15 protein-coding genes and 1 riboswitch are annotated in these 15,408 nt (G+C 46.9%); of the genes, 6 read left to right on the top strand and 9 right to left on the bottom strand.

All coding sequences use genetic code 11. The annotated features are described in order from the left end of the window. The first annotated feature begins 638 nt into the window (after positions 1–638). Complete coding sequence (locus ACTRXG_RS10040) at positions 639–1,631, top strand: C40 family peptidase (RefSeq protein ID WP_474284819.1); 993 nt, start codon at positions 639–641, stop codon at positions 1,629–1,631. A gap of 72 nt (positions 1,632–1,703) precedes the next feature. Here ACTRXG_RS10040 and ACTRXG_RS10045 read toward each other — a convergent pair whose 3' ends face one another. Next, on the bottom strand, positions 1,704–2,552 hold the full coding sequence (locus ACTRXG_RS10045) for a Cof-type HAD-IIB family hydrolase (RefSeq protein ID WP_474284820.1): 849 nt from the start codon (positions 2,550–2,552) through the stop codon (positions 1,704–1,706). Positions 2,553–2,733: 181 nt separating this feature from the next. On the opposite strand from ACTRXG_RS10045, the gene ACTRXG_RS10050 reads away from it, so the two are divergent. Beyond that, positions 2,734–3,177, top strand: a complete 444-nt coding sequence (locus tag ACTRXG_RS10050) for an ASCH domain-containing protein (RefSeq protein WP_474261137.1) — start codon at positions 2,734–2,736, stop codon at positions 3,175–3,177. 48 nt (positions 3,178–3,225) lie between these two features. Here ACTRXG_RS10050 and ACTRXG_RS10055 read toward each other — a convergent pair whose 3' ends face one another. Further along, a complete protein-coding gene (locus tag ACTRXG_RS10055) occupies positions 3,226–3,513 on the bottom strand; it encodes a putative quinol monooxygenase (protein WP_474284821.1) in 288 nt (95 codons plus the stop codon). Positions 3,514–3,686: 173 nt separating this feature from the next. On the opposite strand from ACTRXG_RS10055, the gene ACTRXG_RS10060 reads away from it, so the two are divergent. The 3 genes from ACTRXG_RS10060 (at position 3,687) to ACTRXG_RS10070 (ending at position 7,015) form a co-directional block, all read left to right on the top strand. Continuing rightward, the gene (locus ACTRXG_RS10060; protein WP_474284822.1) at positions 3,687–5,360 is read left to right on the top strand and encodes a M20/M25/M40 family metallo-hydrolase; all 1,674 of its coding nucleotides are present in this window, start codon (positions 3,687–3,689) and stop codon (positions 5,358–5,360) included. A gap of 96 nt (positions 5,361–5,456) precedes the next feature. Continuing rightward, a complete protein-coding gene (locus ACTRXG_RS10065; RefSeq protein ID WP_474284823.1) occupies positions 5,457–6,131 on the top strand; it encodes a transposase in 675 nt (224 codons plus the stop codon). Between the two features lie 41 nt (positions 6,132–6,172). Then, positions 6,173–7,015: an IS3 family transposase gene (locus ACTRXG_RS10070; protein WP_474284868.1), complete on the top strand. Its 843-nt coding sequence runs from the start codon at positions 6,173–6,175 to the stop codon at positions 7,013–7,015. A gap of 62 nt (positions 7,016–7,077) precedes the next feature. On the opposite strand, the gene ACTRXG_RS10075 is transcribed toward ACTRXG_RS10070, so the two are convergent. Both ACTRXG_RS10075 and ade read right to left on the bottom strand, forming a co-directional pair. After that, complete coding sequence (locus ACTRXG_RS10075; RefSeq protein WP_474284824.1) at positions 7,078–7,548, bottom strand: N-acetyltransferase family protein; 471 nt, start codon at positions 7,546–7,548, stop codon at positions 7,078–7,080. Positions 7,549–7,569: 21 nt separating this feature from the next. Continuing rightward, the gene (ade, locus tag ACTRXG_RS10080; protein ID WP_474284825.1) at positions 7,570–9,309 is read right to left on the bottom strand and encodes an adenine deaminase; all 1,740 of its coding nucleotides are present in this window, start codon (positions 9,307–9,309) and stop codon (positions 7,570–7,572) included. A 74-nt stretch (positions 9,310–9,383) separates the two neighbouring features. Then, a riboswitch (purine riboswitch) is annotated at positions 9,384–9,483 on the bottom strand. 141 nt (positions 9,484–9,624) lie between these two features. On the opposite strand from ade, the gene ACTRXG_RS10085 reads away from it, so the two are divergent. Next, positions 9,625–10,128: a VOC family protein gene (locus ACTRXG_RS10085; RefSeq protein ID WP_474284826.1), complete on the top strand. Its 504-nt coding sequence runs from the start codon at positions 9,625–9,627 to the stop codon at positions 10,126–10,128. 42 nt (positions 10,129–10,170) lie between these two features. On the opposite strand, the gene ACTRXG_RS10090 is transcribed toward ACTRXG_RS10085, so the two are convergent. The 5 genes from ACTRXG_RS10090 to ACTRXG_RS10110 all read right to left on the bottom strand — a co-directional run bounded on the left by ACTRXG_RS10090 (position 10,171) and on the right by ACTRXG_RS10110 (position 15,355). Continuing rightward, positions 10,171–11,874, bottom strand: coding sequence for a methyl-accepting chemotaxis protein (locus tag ACTRXG_RS10090; RefSeq protein ID WP_474284827.1), 1,704 nt, complete (start codon positions 11,872–11,874; stop codon positions 10,171–10,173). Between the two features lie 131 nt (positions 11,875–12,005). Beyond that, positions 12,006–12,533 carry a D-lyxose/D-mannose family sugar isomerase gene (locus ACTRXG_RS10095; protein ID WP_474284828.1) on the bottom strand — a complete coding sequence of 176 codons (528 nt, stop codon included), beginning with the start codon at positions 12,531–12,533 and terminating at the stop codon, positions 12,006–12,008. 19 nt (positions 12,534–12,552) lie between these two features. After that, positions 12,553–13,422 (bottom strand): SDR family oxidoreductase, encoded by an 870-nt coding sequence (locus tag ACTRXG_RS10100; protein ID WP_474284829.1) that lies wholly within the window; start codon positions 13,420–13,422, stop codon positions 12,553–12,555. Positions 13,423–13,566: 144 nt separating this feature from the next. Next, a complete protein-coding gene (locus tag ACTRXG_RS10105; protein ID WP_474284830.1) occupies positions 13,567–14,523 on the bottom strand; it encodes a calcium/sodium antiporter in 957 nt (318 codons plus the stop codon). A 79-nt stretch (positions 14,524–14,602) separates the two neighbouring features. Continuing rightward, on the bottom strand, positions 14,603–15,355 hold the full coding sequence (locus tag ACTRXG_RS10110; protein WP_474284831.1) for a hypothetical protein: 753 nt from the start codon (positions 15,353–15,355) through the stop codon (positions 14,603–14,605). Between the last annotated feature and the right edge of the window lie 53 nt (positions 15,356–15,408).

Below are 15,408 nucleotides of genomic sequence, written 5' to 3' on the forward strand. Positions count from 1 at the left end.
TTTCTTTGGTCGGAAATTCATCTTGAGTGTATCACGAGTGATTTTTTTCGTTGTCTAGCTTAATTTTACAATCGGCGTTATAAAAAAGATAATTGGATAGCTACTGAATTATTGCAAAAATAAAACATGCATATTTAACACTTATTATGATTATTCATTTTATATTACAAAAACATTACAAGTATATTACTGTTCACCTTCAAAGGTTTTACTCATTTCCCTTAATAATTGCATGAAAAACGTCATATTACAGTTCGCTTCCATTTTTATACATAGTCTTTTTTACCTAAATAACAGCCTTTAGATTCATTTATTAAAAATTCAAAATATTAATAAAGCAATTGAAATTTTTTGCTTTGATTATTTCATAATTCCTTTTATGAAAGCCTTTTTATTAAAACTATATTACAAAACTTACACATTATTGAATTGTCTCTCACATTCTTATAGAATTGGGTTTATAGAAAAACACATACTAAAGACTCACAAAAATACATTTAGGAGGTGCAGCTTCACTTCGCTACATCCATTACTCTGTCTACTACTTATACTTATAAATTCCAGTATTCATATCGAAAAACTTATCATTATACTCCTACATATAAGACAGCGGATGACCAAGCAGGTGAACACACATAATGAAAAAATACTTATTCGGAACAGCAGTAACAGCAGGAGTACTATTCGCAGGCCCCCAGGCAGCGGATGCAGCAATTGACGACCACGGGTCTTTATCTTACGGCGATAGTAATTCTTCCGTAAACGATCTTCAGGAAGCTTTAAAGGAGGAAGGACACTTTGAAGGCTACACTGGTTCCCGTTTCGGTCCTAAAACACTTCAGGCCGTGAAGGACTTCCAGTCTGCAGAAGGAATTTCCTCTCCTTCCGGAAGCTATTACGGCGTAGCAGGACCTTCGACTCAGTCTGCTTTAATGGATGCCATTGGTTCCAGCTCTTCTTCGAACACATCGAGCAGCTCGAACTCCACTTCCATTGGAAGCCACGGGTCTTTATCTTACGGCGATAGTAATTCTTCCGTAAACGCTCTTCAAAAGAAATTAAAGGAGCACGGCTTCTTCGAGGGCTACACCGGATCCCGTTTCGGCCCTAAAACACTTCAGGCCGTTAAGGATTTCCAGTCCGCCACAGGTCTTTCGTCTCCTTCCGGCAGCTACTACGGAGTAGCAGGGCCATCTACGCAGAGCGCTCTGATGGATTACGACGGTTCCTCTGCGAGCAGCTCGAGCAGCAATGAACAGGTAGCCGGCGCTTCAACTGGCACTAGTTCGGACATTGTAAGCACAGCGAAGCAGTACATGGGCACTCCTTACGTATGGGGCGGCATGTCCCCAAGCGGGTTTGACTGCAGCGGTTTTATTAACTACGTATATGATAAGCACGGCAAAAGCATGCCGCGTACAGTTGCATCCATTTACAGTGCAAGCACAAAGGTTTCCAGCCCTTCTGTTGGCGACATCGTTTTCTTTGATACACGAGGCGGCGCATCACACGCAGGTATTTATATTGGAAACAACGAATTCATCCACGCTGGTGCTTCCACTGGCGTTACCATCTCAAGCATGGACAATTCCTATTGGGCACCACGCTACATGGGCGCCGGCCAAATTTAAACAGTACCAGCACAAAGAGCCAGAAGATCCCTATAGAAGGGTTCTCCTGGCTTTTTATTTTTTGCTGGATATTTACAAATAATTTTCAAGGGCGTACGCCACTCCGTTTTCCATATAGCTTTTAGTCACGTAATCCCCGGCCTCAATCACTTCTTCCACCGCATTTCCCATCGCAACACTGGTACCGGCAACTTCAAACATCGGCAGATCATTTAAGTTGTCCCCGATAGCTGCTGTGTTTTCGAGCGGCACTCCCATTTCCTCTGCCATCCGGCGCAAAGCGTAGCCTTTGCTTACGCTTGGGTGGGCGATTTCAAGCTTTGTAATTCCCGAGGACGTCAGAGAAACGTCTGTGCGCGGGGCCAGCCGGTCCCTCAGTTTTTTTAATCTTTTCCGGTCAAAGGACAATACAAATATTTTGTATATTTCTGCCGTAGCCGGGTTCACGTCCCGGTAGTCTTTCATATACCCCGTGCCGTGCTGGGCATACTGGATGCCCATCTCCTCTTCCGACCAGGCTTCTGTTACCTCTTCGTCCTCTTCCTGTACGTTTCGCACTTCTGCTCTCAGCCGCTCCTTCCCCTCTTTTAGCAGTATTACTCCCTGGTTCGTATATATCTCGTAGTACCATTTTTCATTTTCAAGCTCGGGGAGCAGCTCTTCCGTAATCCCTTCAGGCATGACCAGCTGATCAATGCTCTCCCCGTCCTGGTACGTCCACGCTCCGTTTCCAACCATCATCGGGCAGTCCAGTCCGGCGCGCTTCAAAATATCCTCAGTGTCCTGCAGCGACCTTCCTGAGCAGACAGCTACTGTATCTCCGTTTTCCTGTGCGGCCTTTATCGCCTTCACATTTTCTGCACTGATGGAACGATCTTTTTTAATGAGTGTCCCGTCTAAATCAACAGCGATTAGCTTCATTTCTGTTTTCCTCCAATGTAAGAACGATATAAATCTTTCTTATTTACTTTTATCATAAACTTTTAACGGTGTCGCGAATAAATTTACAGGAGGATTCTATTAATATGCTCTTCAAAGTTATATATTCCTGCAGAAGTATGTTTTAATGAAAGAAAGACCATCACAGAAACGGGGAGTTGCAATGAACCAGGCAGCAGATACTTATTGGAAGAATTTTTGGCAGCAGCGAAACGAAGCCCCTCCCGAACAGGTAACAGCCTGGTCCTTTGGCGTGGATCCCGATGAGCTCGCAGAGCTTGTCGTCTCCGGAATCAAAACGGCTACATGTTCTGCTTACATGTTTTATGAGATAGAAAATGAACCTCTTCCTTCGATAGGGGACTACAGCATCGTTTTAAACAGAGCCGGCGATCCGGTATGTATTATCCAAACCACCAGTGTCAAAATTATGCCGATGAACGAAGTGCCCAAAGAATTTGCTGAGGCTGAAGGGGAAGGAGATCGTTCATACGAGTATTGGTGGAATGCACATGAACAATTTTTTACCGAAGCGCTCGAAGAGGTTGGAGAAATATTCCGGGAGGATATGACGGTCGTATGTGAACGGTTCGAAGTAGTGAAATAAGGAAAAACCAGTAAAAAAGAAGCTGTCGGCAAACAGCTTCTTTTTCGTTTATTCTACAGGTTTTAATTTATACACTTCTCTTGATACGACGAGATTTTCTGTGTTTTCCCGATAGGCCTGATAATGCTCGGTCTGAATATGCTGCTGCACGGCTTCTTCATCCTTCCACTTCTCTGAAAAGATAAACACCCCGTCCTGTGCTTCTGATTCATAAAGAACATATTCTATGCAGCCCGCTTCTGCCCGCGAAGGAGCCACCACCTTTTTCAGCTCTGTTTTCAATGCTTCCTCTTTTCCCGGCTCTGCCTGCAGAAATGCTTTAATGGTTACTGTCATACTTTCTCCTCCTTTATATAGTTATTATACGGCTCTCCTGCCTGTTTCTGCACGGTTCAGGACTTGAGGCACAAAATAATCTTTCGCAGGAAAATTCACTTCTTTGCTTACTTTGGAAGATTCATACAGTAGAATAAGAGACAACAGCAATTATTGCGGCGAGGTGATCAGCAGTGTACGAAAATTTGAAATCTCTTACCACAGCAGAACAGGCGGAGTATCTTACAGAATATCTGGTGGAGTGGAACAGTGTGAACGCTTCAGATGGAGAAGTATCCATCGCCCGGGAGCTCTACCGCATCCTGCGTACGTTTCCTTATTTTCAACAGTTCCCGGAACGCGTCTGGCTGGAGCCAGTTCACGGGGACCCTCACGGACGCCAGAATGTGTTTGCCTTTATTAAAGGACTGCCTTCTTCAGCCCAGACAATTCTTTATCATTCCCACATCGATACTGTAGGCATCGAAGATTACGGAAACATTAAACACCAGGCCTGTTCGCCGAAAGAACTGCTTCCTTACTTTCAAGGCTATACAAATGATCCTGAAGTGCATGCAGACGCCCAAAGCGGGGACTGGATGTTTGGCCGGGGGTCTGTTGATATGAAAAGCGGCATCGCCGTGCATATCGTGAATCTGCTTTATTTCTCGGAGCATCCGGAAGAACTCGAAGGTAATATTCTGCTTTTACTGAATCCCGATGAAGAAAGCGAGCACTGCGGCCTCATCGGCGCGCTCCCTGTTCTTCGTGATTTAAAGCGTTCTCACGGCCTTCAGTACCTGCTCGCAATTAATAACGACTTTATCGCCCCTCTGTATGAAGGGGATACTACAAAATACATCTATACAGGAACCGCCGGAAAACTGCTGCCTGCCTTTTTCGTTTTTGGGCGCGAAGTGCACGTCGGTGATACGCTTGTCGGCGTAGACCCCAATTTCGTTGCCGCTAAACTGACGGAGCGCATTCACAACAATTATGATTTAACCGAGCATATTCCCGGGGAACTGATTCTGCCTCCGACATGTCTTTATCAGCGTGATACGAAGGAAAGCTACACTGTTCAGACTGCTTCAGGCAGCCGTGTGTATTTTAATTATTTTTTATACGAAACCACCGCAGAGCAGGTGACCGAACAAATGCTGCAGGCAGCCAGAAGGGCAGCGGAAGAATCGGAGCAGTACTTTGCTTCTCAATACGATAGATACATCGAGGTGACCGGCATGCCTCCGAAAAATATTTCCTGGGAAATAGACGTTAAGACGTATGAAAACTACCGCCTCGAGCTAGAACAAAAGGGACTCGACACGCAGGCAGCCATTCAAAAACGGCTGTCTGAAACAGCAGGCATGGACCTCCGGCTGCGAAGCTTTGAACTAGTGCACGCTCTGCGTGAACTTGACCCGGATAAAACACCGCAGATCATTTTCTTCTACGCTCCGCCGTTTCTGCCGCACAATTATTTAACAGACACCAATAGCCGGCACCGGGAAATGAAGACATTCCTCTCCTTTATTCTGCAGAACAACTCGGCCAGTACCGGAGAAATATTTGAGATGCGCAATTTCTTTCCCTATTTATCCGATGGCAGCTTTTTATCCATTCAGGAGTCGGATGCGGAGCTGGAGCCGCTGCTGAAAAACTTGCCGGAGGGAGACACTCTTTATCCGGTGCCGGTCAATGCTATAAAACAGCTGAATATCTCCTCCATCAACATGGGTGTTTACGGAAAAGATGGGCATAAATGGACCGAGAGAGTCTACAAGCCATACTCCTTTCACGTTCTCCCCGGCTTGATCCGGGAGACCACTACCCGGATTCTGCGCGAATTTGCCGCTGTAAAAGAATAAATAGCGAAAGCCGGCTCTCCGTAAAAAGTGATATGCTCCCCTTTAAGTAGACAGATGAAATAAATCATCTGTTTTGCTTAGAGGGGAGCATTTTTTATGTCTTATCGAGGGTATACGAACGAGCAGAAAATAGCGGTGATTCACGCTTTTCACCAACGGACGGAGAGGGTGGAAGATTTTTGTGATCATTGGGGTATTCGCGAAACAACGTTAAGGGATTGGATTAGTCGGTACGAACGCCATGGAGCCGAAGCACTGACGAAAGCCACCCAGTGGAAGCGATATTCCCAGGAACAGAAGCAAGAAGCCGTGGAAGCGTACCTGAACAACGGGATATCCCAGCGGGATATTATTCATCTCTACGGCATTTCAAGTAGATCCGTGCTTCGGAGGTGGATTGTGCAGTATCATGAAGGGACCCTACTATCTACGAAACGAGGAGGTTCCCCAATGACACACGCACGCTCCACCACCTTGCAGGAACGAATCACTATTGTGCAGGATTGCCTGACCCAACAGAAGAATTACCGCCGTGTCGCCGAGCAGCATCAGGTTTCCTACAATCAGGTATACCGATGGGTCCAGAAATACGAGCAGGGCGGCTGGGAGGCCCTGGAGGACCGGCGCGGCCACTCCCGGCAACCCAAAGGGTTAACCAACGAGGAGCAAGCCGAACAGGAGAAACGACGGATCGAGAAGGAAAACGAACAATTACGCATGGAGAATGCCTTTTTAAAAAAGCTCCAGGACATCGAAAGGAGGGATCGCTGACCCGGATACGTTATGCGTCCCGGTTTCGAGCCATTCAGGAGCTGCAGGAGGAACAGGGGTTTCCGGTGCAGGCGTTGTGCCGGATCGCTGGGGTTTCCCGGGCGGCCTATTACAAATGGCGGAAGCGCACCCCCACGGCGGAGGAAAAGCGCAATGAGGCATTAATGGTGCTTGTGCGGGAGGTGCAGACCCGGGTGCGGGGCATTTATGGCTATCGGCGGATGGCACAGCATTTGAGCCGGGAGCTGGGGCATTCGATCAACCGAAAACGCCTGTACCGGCTCATGAAGATCTACGATCTTCAGGCCGTGATCCGACGAAAGAAAAAGCGCTCGCCGGCCGCTTCACCTCAACACGTGGAGGCGAACAAGCTCAACCGGGACTTTCAGGCCTCCCGGCCCAATGAGAAATGGCTGACGGACATCACGGAATTCGTGGATGCCACCGGGCGAAAAGCGTTTCTCAGCGCCGTATTCGACCTGCATGATCGGTCCATTGTTCACTATGAGATCATTCCGCTTAATAATAATCCGCTGGTCTTTCAGACGATGGAACAAGCTCTTCGAGCTTGCCCGGGCGCTCAGCCGATGATTCACAGCGACCGGGGATTCCAGTACACGTCGCGCGGATTTAAGGCCATCGTAGAGGCCCACGGCCTGGACCACAGCATGTCGCGGGTGTCCCGATGTCTGGACAACGGTCCCATGGAAGGGTTTTTTGGCACGCTGAAATGCGAGGAATACTATCTGCCGGACTCGTTTTATGCCACCTATGAGAACCTCGTGGAAGCGATTCGCCGCTACATTCGGTTTTATAACCACCAACGATACCAGGAACATTTAAGCGGCTTGACCCCGATCGAATACCGGAATCAAGCCGCTTAAGAGTTTTACTTATTTTCATTGTCAACTTGACGGGGATCAGTTCAAAAGAGAGGCCGGCTGTTTTACAACTGTTTTTCAAAAAGAATGCGATCCTGCTCTTTTCCGTCGTAGTCAGTATGTACCGGAAGCCCGTTCTCCACTTTATCACCCGTCACCAGGTTAAATCCCATCGCCTGATGAAAAGCCACTGAGCCTTCATTATCAGGAGACGTCACCGCCCGGACGATGCGGCGGCCTTCATCAAGTGCGCAGTCAAAAAAAGCTTCGTACAAGCCTTCCGCGATACCTTCTCCCCGGTTATGCGGATGAACACCGGCGAAATGTATATATGCCTCTTTATCTCTTGTCTGAGATAAAAACCCGACAAGAAAACCTGTCATCCGGCCGTTCACTTCTGCAATAAAGCTTGTTTCCTGAAAATGGTCAAACAGAAACTTCGGCAGCTTACCGGCCATATCTCTTCCGCCCCACCATTCGTTAATAACCTGTTTAACCTTATAGTAATCCCTGGTCTGGGCTCTGCGTATATGCATGTATACCTCCTCCGTTTCAGTTTATGAATGCTCAGCCTCCACCTTCACGTGTGAAAATGAGCGGAAATCAAACAATCCTTTTGCCGTCATTTTCAGCTCCGGAATCACCGGGAGAGCTAAAAAGGAGAGAGTCAGAAATGGATCGAAATCCCGCGGCGCCCCGAGAGAATCAAGAGCCTGATTCAACAGGTTCAGCCGTTCATATACCTCCTCCCACGGTTCTTCCGCCATTAAGCCCGCGACAGAAAGCGGGAGCGAAGCTGATACTTGTTCTTCCTGCACTACAGCCATTCCTCCATTTGACTCTATCACATGTCTGACAGCCGCCAAAATGTCTTTATCTGACGTGCCGGCGGCAATAATATTGTGAGAATCATGGGAAATGGTGGTCGCAATCGCTCCGGATTTAAGATCGAGCCCTTTAACAATGCCAACACCGATATTTTCGCTCGCAGTGTGTCTTTCTATGACTGCTATTTTCAGCTGATCTGCCTCAGTAGAAATACAAAAATGATCGTCTTCCACAGTTACTTGTTCCTTACGCTCTTTAGTCACTATACTGTTTGGTACAATTTCGATTAAACGACAAAAATCCGAAGCAAGCGGCAGAGCGAGATGATTAGCTTTTACTTCACCTGTATTTATTCCCGGAAGCGATGCTGCAGAAGCCCCTCGCTCCGTTTCTTCCAGTGGCCGGACGTTCGCACTAACCACACGCCCTTTTTTGTATACATTATGGATATTGAATCCTTCAAGATCATCCAGCAGCACAAAGTCAGCCTGATACCCCGGTGCTACCGCTCCGAGGTGTTGAAGACCGAAGCATTCAGCGGCGTTTAATGTCACCATCTGCACAGCCGTCACAGGATCAAGCCCTTTACGGACTGCACGCCGCACAATATGGTCCACACTCCCCTCCTCCACTAAATCATCCACCAGCTTATCGTCGGTAACAAACAGGCACCTTCTCGCGTTCCTTGCCGTAATTGCTGGAAACAGCGCGTCTAAATCTTTAGCGACGGTCCCCTCCCGGATCATTAGATACATTCCAAGATCCAGACGCTTTTTTGCTTCTGCAGCTGTAACACTTTCATGGTCTGTGCGAATGCCTGCAGCCATAAAAACATTGAGGCCTTCGGCCGTAAGTCCGGCGGCGTGACCATCTATGGCCTTTCCTTCTGCAGCACCAATAAGCAGCTTCTCCATCATTGCATCCTTTCCTTCTGCCACAGCCGGGAAGTCCATAACCTCGGCCAGACCCAGCACCTCGGGGTTGTTGATAAATGGCAGGAGGTGCTCTGCTTCCAGGATCGCTCCGTTGCTTTCAAACGGTGCTGCCGGGACACATGAAGGAAGCATCACAAACATATCAAGCTCCGTGCGCGCAGCGTCTTCTATCATGTACTCAATGCCACTAGCACCAGCCACATTGGCAATTTCGTGCGGGTCGGTCACTACCGCAGTCACACCGTGGGAGAGCACGACATTTCCAAATTCCCGCGGGGTCAGAAGGGAGCTTTCAATGTGGACATGACCATCAATCATACCAGGAATCATTATTTTCCCCTTCGCATCAATTACTTCCTGTCCATCATAGGAACCGATGCCTGCAAAGTACCCGTCAACGATGGCCACGTCTCCCTCCATCATTTCACCTGTAAACACATTCACGATCAATGCGTTTCTGACGACTGTGTCTGCAGGCTTTTGTCCTCCGGCTACTGCTATACGGTTTTTCAGCATTTCTTTTGTAGTTTTCATTTTTGCTCCTCTCCATTTTGTTTTTTGAAAAAAAGTCCCGGATCCGGCAATAAAAAAATCCTGATCACAAAGACATGCCGGAGCATTTTCTTTGTAATCAGGATTTTACGGTTCCTGGTAGAGACCCCCGTACCATATTAACAGGGTTATACAGTGACTAATTATTACTTATTTTATCCAAAAGGACAGCCGCCTTCAACTCCCCTGCTATATTTTCTGACACCCCTCTTTCTGTACTGCTTTTAACAAAGCAATCGAGAAGAAATACTCCCTCGAGGGTTACGGTATGATTTACGTATAAGGAGGCGAAAGCTGATGACTCAAATCCAAAAAATCACGCCCAATCTTTGGTTCAGCAATAATGCTGAGGAAGCGGTGGACTTCTACACCGGTATTTTTCCTGATTCCAGAATAAAAAGGGTGGCGCGTTATGGAAAGGAAGGATATGACATTCACGGTATGCCCGAAGGCACCGTTCTGACAATTGAATTCGCTCTGGCAGGCCAGGAATTCATTGCTTTAAACGGCGGGGACCAGCCATTTACATTTGATGAATCAATTTCTTTTATCGTCAACTGCAGCAACCAGGAAGAAGTGGATTATTACTGGGAGCACCTTTCTGCCGGAGGTGATGAAAAGGCGCAGGTGTGCGGCTGGCTGAAAGATAAATACGGCGTTTCCTGGCAGGTTGTTCCTGAAATACTAAGCAAATATTTAACCGACACTGACCCTGCCAAAGCAGCGAACGTCATGAAGGTAATGCTCCAGATGAAAAAGTTAAATATTCGCCCTCTTGAAAGGGCTTATGAAAATGCGTAAAAGCACCGGAGCCCTGGGCTTCCGGTACTTCTTTTGCTGATCTTAAACCTTGAATGAGCGTACGGACTGCCCAAGCTCTTCTGCCATATGTGCAAGGGTGCTTGATGCAGATGATATCTCCTGCATGGAAGCGTTCTGCTCTTCAGAGGAGGCAGCAACATTCTGCGTGTGCTCCATGGACTGATCGGCGATATCAGCGACAGCCTGGACAGAATGCATCAATGCTTCTGCCCGGGCCGTCATCTGCTCTACAGCTGCTGAGGATTCCTCGAGCTGAACCGCGATGTCTTTAGTTGACACTGAAATCGACTGGAAGGCACTCTCCGCCTCTTTTACCTGACGGATTCCTCCTTCTACGGCTTCTTTCCCATCCTCCATCGATGTGACCGACTCCTGGATGTCTGCCTGGATATCTTTAATAAGCGAGCCAATTTGACTCGCGGAACTGCCGGACTGCTCCGCAAGCTTCCGCACTTCTTCAGCTACTACTGCAAACCCCTGGCCGCTTTCCCCGGCGCGTGCAGCTTCAATAGCTGCGTTCAACGCAAGTAGGTTGGTCTGATTGGCGATATTGGTGATCAGCGAAATAATATCATTTATCTGACCGGACTTGTTTTCCAATTGATGAATAAACGTCGCAGTATAGTTTGTTTTGTCCTGAATCAATGACATCTGCCCGAGCGTCTGTTGTATAACCCGCGAGCCGTTCTCCGCCGTTTCAACATTTATCGACGATGATTCATTAATTGCATGGATATTTCCTGATATACGATCCATGCCGCCGGAAATTTCGGCGACCAGTGATTTTGTTTCTCCCATGCTCCGGGCCTGGTTTTCTGCCCCGCTGGATACTTCCTGGACCGCACGGGACACTTCGTCTGCGGCCGAGCTTGTTTCCTCCGCACTCGCGCTAAACTGCTCAGAGGAAGCCGCTACCTGCTCAGAAGTATCTAAAATTTGTTTTACAAGCGCGCTTAAATTTTCCCGCATTTGATTGTATCCTGCTGTCAGCCGGCCTATTTCATCATCTGAAGGATCCGAAAGCTCTGTGGTGAAATCTCCCTGCCCCGCTGCTGTCAGGGCACCCGTCACGCGTCCAAGTCTTTTGGATACCCTGCGTGAAAATAAAAATACGCCCCCAACCGCTGCGATGCCGGTGATCATTAAAGCAATTAAAAAGGTAATGAGGGCGTTGCCGGTAATTTCATCAAGTATTTCCTGCGAAGCACCTACATACCACATGCCGATAGGCTCTCCCGCTTCATTGTAAATGGGCTCATACGCTGTTTGATAGCTCGTGCCCACTACGTCTGCTTCTCCTGTATACATTGCTTCATCCTGCAGCACCGTTTCCACCACTTCATCTGAAGCCTGCGTTCCGACAGCACGCTCTCCGTCAAGCATCACGTTTGTCGTTACACGTGTGTCATTCATGAAAATAGTTACGGTCCCCCCGGTCATTTCACCGATGAAATCAACAATATCGGTGTTTCCGCTTATGGTCGTTTCCCCTTTCATTAAATCCCCATCTTCAATACGCCACTCGCCGGGATATTCACTATTTATGTATTCATAGCCTAAATTTAAATCGGAAACCGCTTTTTCTACAGCTGTTTCTTCCACACCCTTTTTTATCTGATCAAACGTAATAAAACCAATCACAATAGAAAAACAAATCAGAACTGCAGCCATAATTATGTTCAGCTTTGTGCCAAGCTTAAGCTTTTGTATTAATCTTTTCACCATTTTCCTCCTTAAACTAATGTCTTACTATTATTATCGTAATAACCACCGCATAGTTTATAGGGAAAATGGATTTTTATGGATAATTAAAAACCTCCAGCCAATACGGCTGAAGGGGTGAATAAGGCATTCGATTAAATATCTTTATGCGTGAAAATATCATGCTCATCAGTGCTCGTCGAGGAGTACTCCGCGGTTACGGCTCCCTCTTCTCCTGCCTGGAACCAATGCTTTGTATTTGGAGGGATCGTGTATTGATCCCCTGCTGTTAGTATTACTTCGCGGGCTGCTGTAAACTGATCTCTGTCCTGTTCCGGGGGATTCGCCTTTGGATTTGGAGTCGCTTCTCCTTCTACATACAAATAAACGGTGCCAAATTTACAGCGAAATGTTTCCTGCTTTCCCGGATCTCCTGATTCTACTGGCGGGTGAAGGTGCTCCGGGCACGTCTGGCGCGGAAAGAGCACCCATTCTTTAGCGCAGTACCGGTCCGTATTAATATACACGAACAGCTGCAGACCCAGTTCGTCCAGGCGCCCGAGACCGAAATCATTAATCTGAATCTTCCGTATTTCTTCATCTTTCAGTTTAATCTCTGCCAACCGGAAGTAGTCATTTACTTTTCTCTGAACTTCAATTTCTGTTAAATCACTCAGCTTCATGCGGTTCCTCCTGGTTCTCTTAAGATGATGTGTACATTCCGCCGTTCACATGAATGCACTGGCCGGTCATATAGGAGCCTTCATTCGACGCAAGCAGCACATAAGGACCCATCAGTTCCGACGGCTGGCCCGGACGTCCCATCGGGGCTGAGGTTCCGAATTCCGCCACCGAATCTTCGTCGAACGTAGACGGGATCAGCGGCGTCCAGATTGGTCCCGGCGCTACCATGTTCACCCAGATACCTTTACCGACAAGGTTGGCTGCCATACTTCGGGTAAAGCCATTAATGGCACCTTTGGTGGCGGTGTAATCAATCAGGTTCGGGTTGCCCGTGTATGGATTAATGGAGGTAGTGTTAATGATAGAGCTTCCTTCTTTTAAATGAGGAATCGCAAACTTGGTCATATGAAAAACGGAATATACATTGGTTTTGAACGTTTTATCCCATTGTTCCAGCGAAATGTCCTGCAAATCGCTCGTTGGAAACTGAATCGCAGAATTATTTACAAGAATATCGAGTTTGCCGAATTTATCCACTGTCTTTTCAATCAACGATTTGCACGTCTCTTCCTCCGAAACATCGCCGGGCAGAAGCAAGGCCTGCACGCCTTCGTTCTCAATCAGTTTTTTCGTTTCATCGGCGTCACTCTGCTCTTCCTCCAGATAATTAATCACTACATGGGCGCCTTCCTTTGCATAGGCAATCGCCACTGCGCGGCCGATACCGCTGTCACCACCGGTGATCAATGCCACCCGGTCTGTAAGCTTTCCGCTCCCTTTGTAATCGAGAGGCTGGATTGGCAATGGGGTCATCTCTGATTCAATGCCCGGCTGTTCGGGCTGGCTTTGCTTCGGCTGTCCACCCAGCTGCTGTTTATTAATATCCATCTATATCAGTGCTCCTTTTCATTGTTAAGGTAATACTTCTTTTAGTTACCTGCTAACAGGAAATAGTAAACATGTGTAACCAGATGCACCTGGAAATGACATCAAAAAACTGCCCGGAACTTCCAGGCAGTTCAACAATTATATTTAGTTTCGAAGAATAATATAAATCAGGTAAATAATATACGCAGCTGCAAGCACCGCTCCCTCCCGGCGGCCAACCCTGAAATTGGTTCTCGAAAAAACGAGCAGCAGCACTGTCAGGATGATCATAAGCGAAATGTCTATAAAAATTTTGCTTTCTACAGCAAGTGGAGAGATCACGGAGGCAGCACCGAGTACAAAGAAAATATTAAAAATATTGCTTCCGACAATATTACCGATCGCTATGTCTGTTTCTTTTTTAAACGCCGCTGTAATCGATGTAATCAACTCCGGCAAAGAAGTCCCAATGGCAACGATCGTCAGACCGACCAGTGTTTCGCTCATACCAAACGCAAGCGCAATTTCAGTCGCGCTGTCGACCACCAGGTCCCCGCCAAAAATGATGGCTGCAAGTCCGCCGACCGTCAGCAGTATATTTTTTGTCCACGGGGCAATTGGGGAGTTCGTTTGGTCAACTGTCTGGGCAGCCCGATTTCTTCGTGCCACTTCAAATATATAGTATAGAAACACGGTAAAAAACAACAGGAATATAAAGCCATCGCTTCTTGTAATTACATTTTCACTAAGCGCCTGAAGAGCAGTGTCACTCATCAGAATAAGAAGCGCAACCCCCGCAAGCAGTGTGAAAGGAATTTCTTTTCTCACTGTTTCATTTTCGACAGCGAGCGGGGCGATTAAAGCAGTAACGCCAATCACCAGCGTAATGTTAAAGATATTGCTTCCAATTACGTTACCAAGGGCGACGCCGGCGTTTCCGTCCAAAGCAGCCAGTACACTCACCGTCGCTTCCGGAGAGCTTGTGCCAAAGGCAACAATCGTCAGCCCGATTAAAAGCGGGGACACTTTTAAATTACCGGCAATTTTCGAGGCACCGTCCACAAAAAAGTCGGCTCCTTTAATCAATAGCGCAAAACCAATAAGTAAAAACAAATACGACAACCGCTCCACCCTCATCTCGATGTACTTAATAAAAATTTACTATATCGTCCGCAGAAACTTTTAGTTTCACCAGCCGCTATTATCTTTCGGGAAAAAGAATGTCTATTTCTTCATTCAAATTCTCATGCTGAAAAACCTCTTCTTCGTCCTCTATTATATCAAATCCCTCTTTCACATTGTCGGGAAACTCCCGGTTTAACATGTAGTACTCAAGCAAATCTGCATCCTGGTCGTAATAATACTCTTCAGCTGCAAAACTCAGCTGATCTGAATAGTCCAACAGCTCTGTCAACGTATACTGATAGGCCGACTGAAATTTTTCATAGCCCTGAGGCTCGTAAACGATTTCTTGTGCTTTGTTTAAAGCTCCGTCGAGAGATAATAATTCTTCATTCGCCCGGTGCCAATAGTCTGAATTTTTATTTTGATTCAACGCTTTCAGCGCTTCCATAGTTGAAGAAAGCTGAATGCTGATGTATTCCATTTCTTTTAAGATTTCCTGTTCGTAGGCTTCATTCACCTCGGAGCTATTCAAAGCCCCTGATTCTACAGCAGCAGTTTTAACGTTTTCTTTTTCACTTCTTATTTGACGAAGATCTGCCGCCCCTGACTCAGCCGTTTCTTCTGCAGAGCCCAATGAGACCTCTTCGAGATAAACCTTACTGTCCTGCTGAATTAAGTAGTACATACTGGATCCGCCTATAAGGAGGCCGGCTGCCATCAAAGAAACGACGATTTTTCTTTGTACTGCGATCAGTAAAATAATGCAGGAGGCAACTAATATAAAGCCAAAAGCGGTACCAACAACCGGCAGTATCGAAGCTATTTCCACAGCCTTTCCCCCTGAATATGATATTTTCACAGCAGTATACTGCTTTCCCATTT

The organism is Marinococcus sp. LNSP9103-4 (assembly GCF_056034345.1).

What these genes read in the sequence shown, in the direction of transcription:
- ACTRXG_RS10040 (WP_474284819.1), top strand. Translation starts at nt 639, where the DNA reads ATGAAAAAATACTTATTCGGAACAGCAGTAACAGCAGGAGTACTATTC.
- ACTRXG_RS10045 (WP_474284820.1), bottom strand. Translation starts at nt 2,552, where the DNA reads ATGAAGCTAATCGCTGTTGATTTAGACGGGACACTCATTAAAAAAGAT.
- ACTRXG_RS10050 (WP_474261137.1), top strand. Translation starts at nt 2,734, where the DNA reads ATGAACCAGGCAGCAGATACTTATTGGAAGAATTTTTGGCAGCAGCGA.
- ACTRXG_RS10055 (WP_474284821.1), bottom strand. Translation starts at nt 3,513, where the DNA reads ATGACAGTAACCATTAAAGCATTTCTGCAGGCAGAGCCGGGAAAAGAG.
- ACTRXG_RS10065 (WP_474284823.1), top strand. Translation starts at nt 5,457, where the DNA reads ATGTCTTATCGAGGGTATACGAACGAGCAGAAAATAGCGGTGATTCAC.
- ACTRXG_RS10075 (WP_474284824.1), bottom strand. Translation starts at nt 7,548, where the DNA reads ATGCATATACGCAGAGCCCAGACCAGGGATTACTATAAGGTTAAACAG.
- ade (WP_474284825.1), bottom strand. Translation starts at nt 9,309, where the DNA reads ATGAAAACTACAAAAGAAATGCTGAAAAACCGTATAGCAGTAGCCGGA.
- ACTRXG_RS10085 (WP_474284826.1), top strand. Translation starts at nt 9,625, where the DNA reads ATGACTCAAATCCAAAAAATCACGCCCAATCTTTGGTTCAGCAATAAT.
- ACTRXG_RS10090 (WP_474284827.1), bottom strand. Translation starts at nt 11,874, where the DNA reads ATGGTGAAAAGATTAATACAAAAGCTTAAGCTTGGCACAAAGCTGAAC.
- ACTRXG_RS10095 (WP_474284828.1), bottom strand. Translation starts at nt 12,533, where the DNA reads ATGAAGCTGAGTGATTTAACAGAAATTGAAGTTCAGAGAAAAGTAAAT.
- ACTRXG_RS10100 (WP_474284829.1), bottom strand. Translation starts at nt 13,422, where the DNA reads ATGGATATTAATAAACAGCAGCTGGGTGGACAGCCGAAGCAAAGCCAG.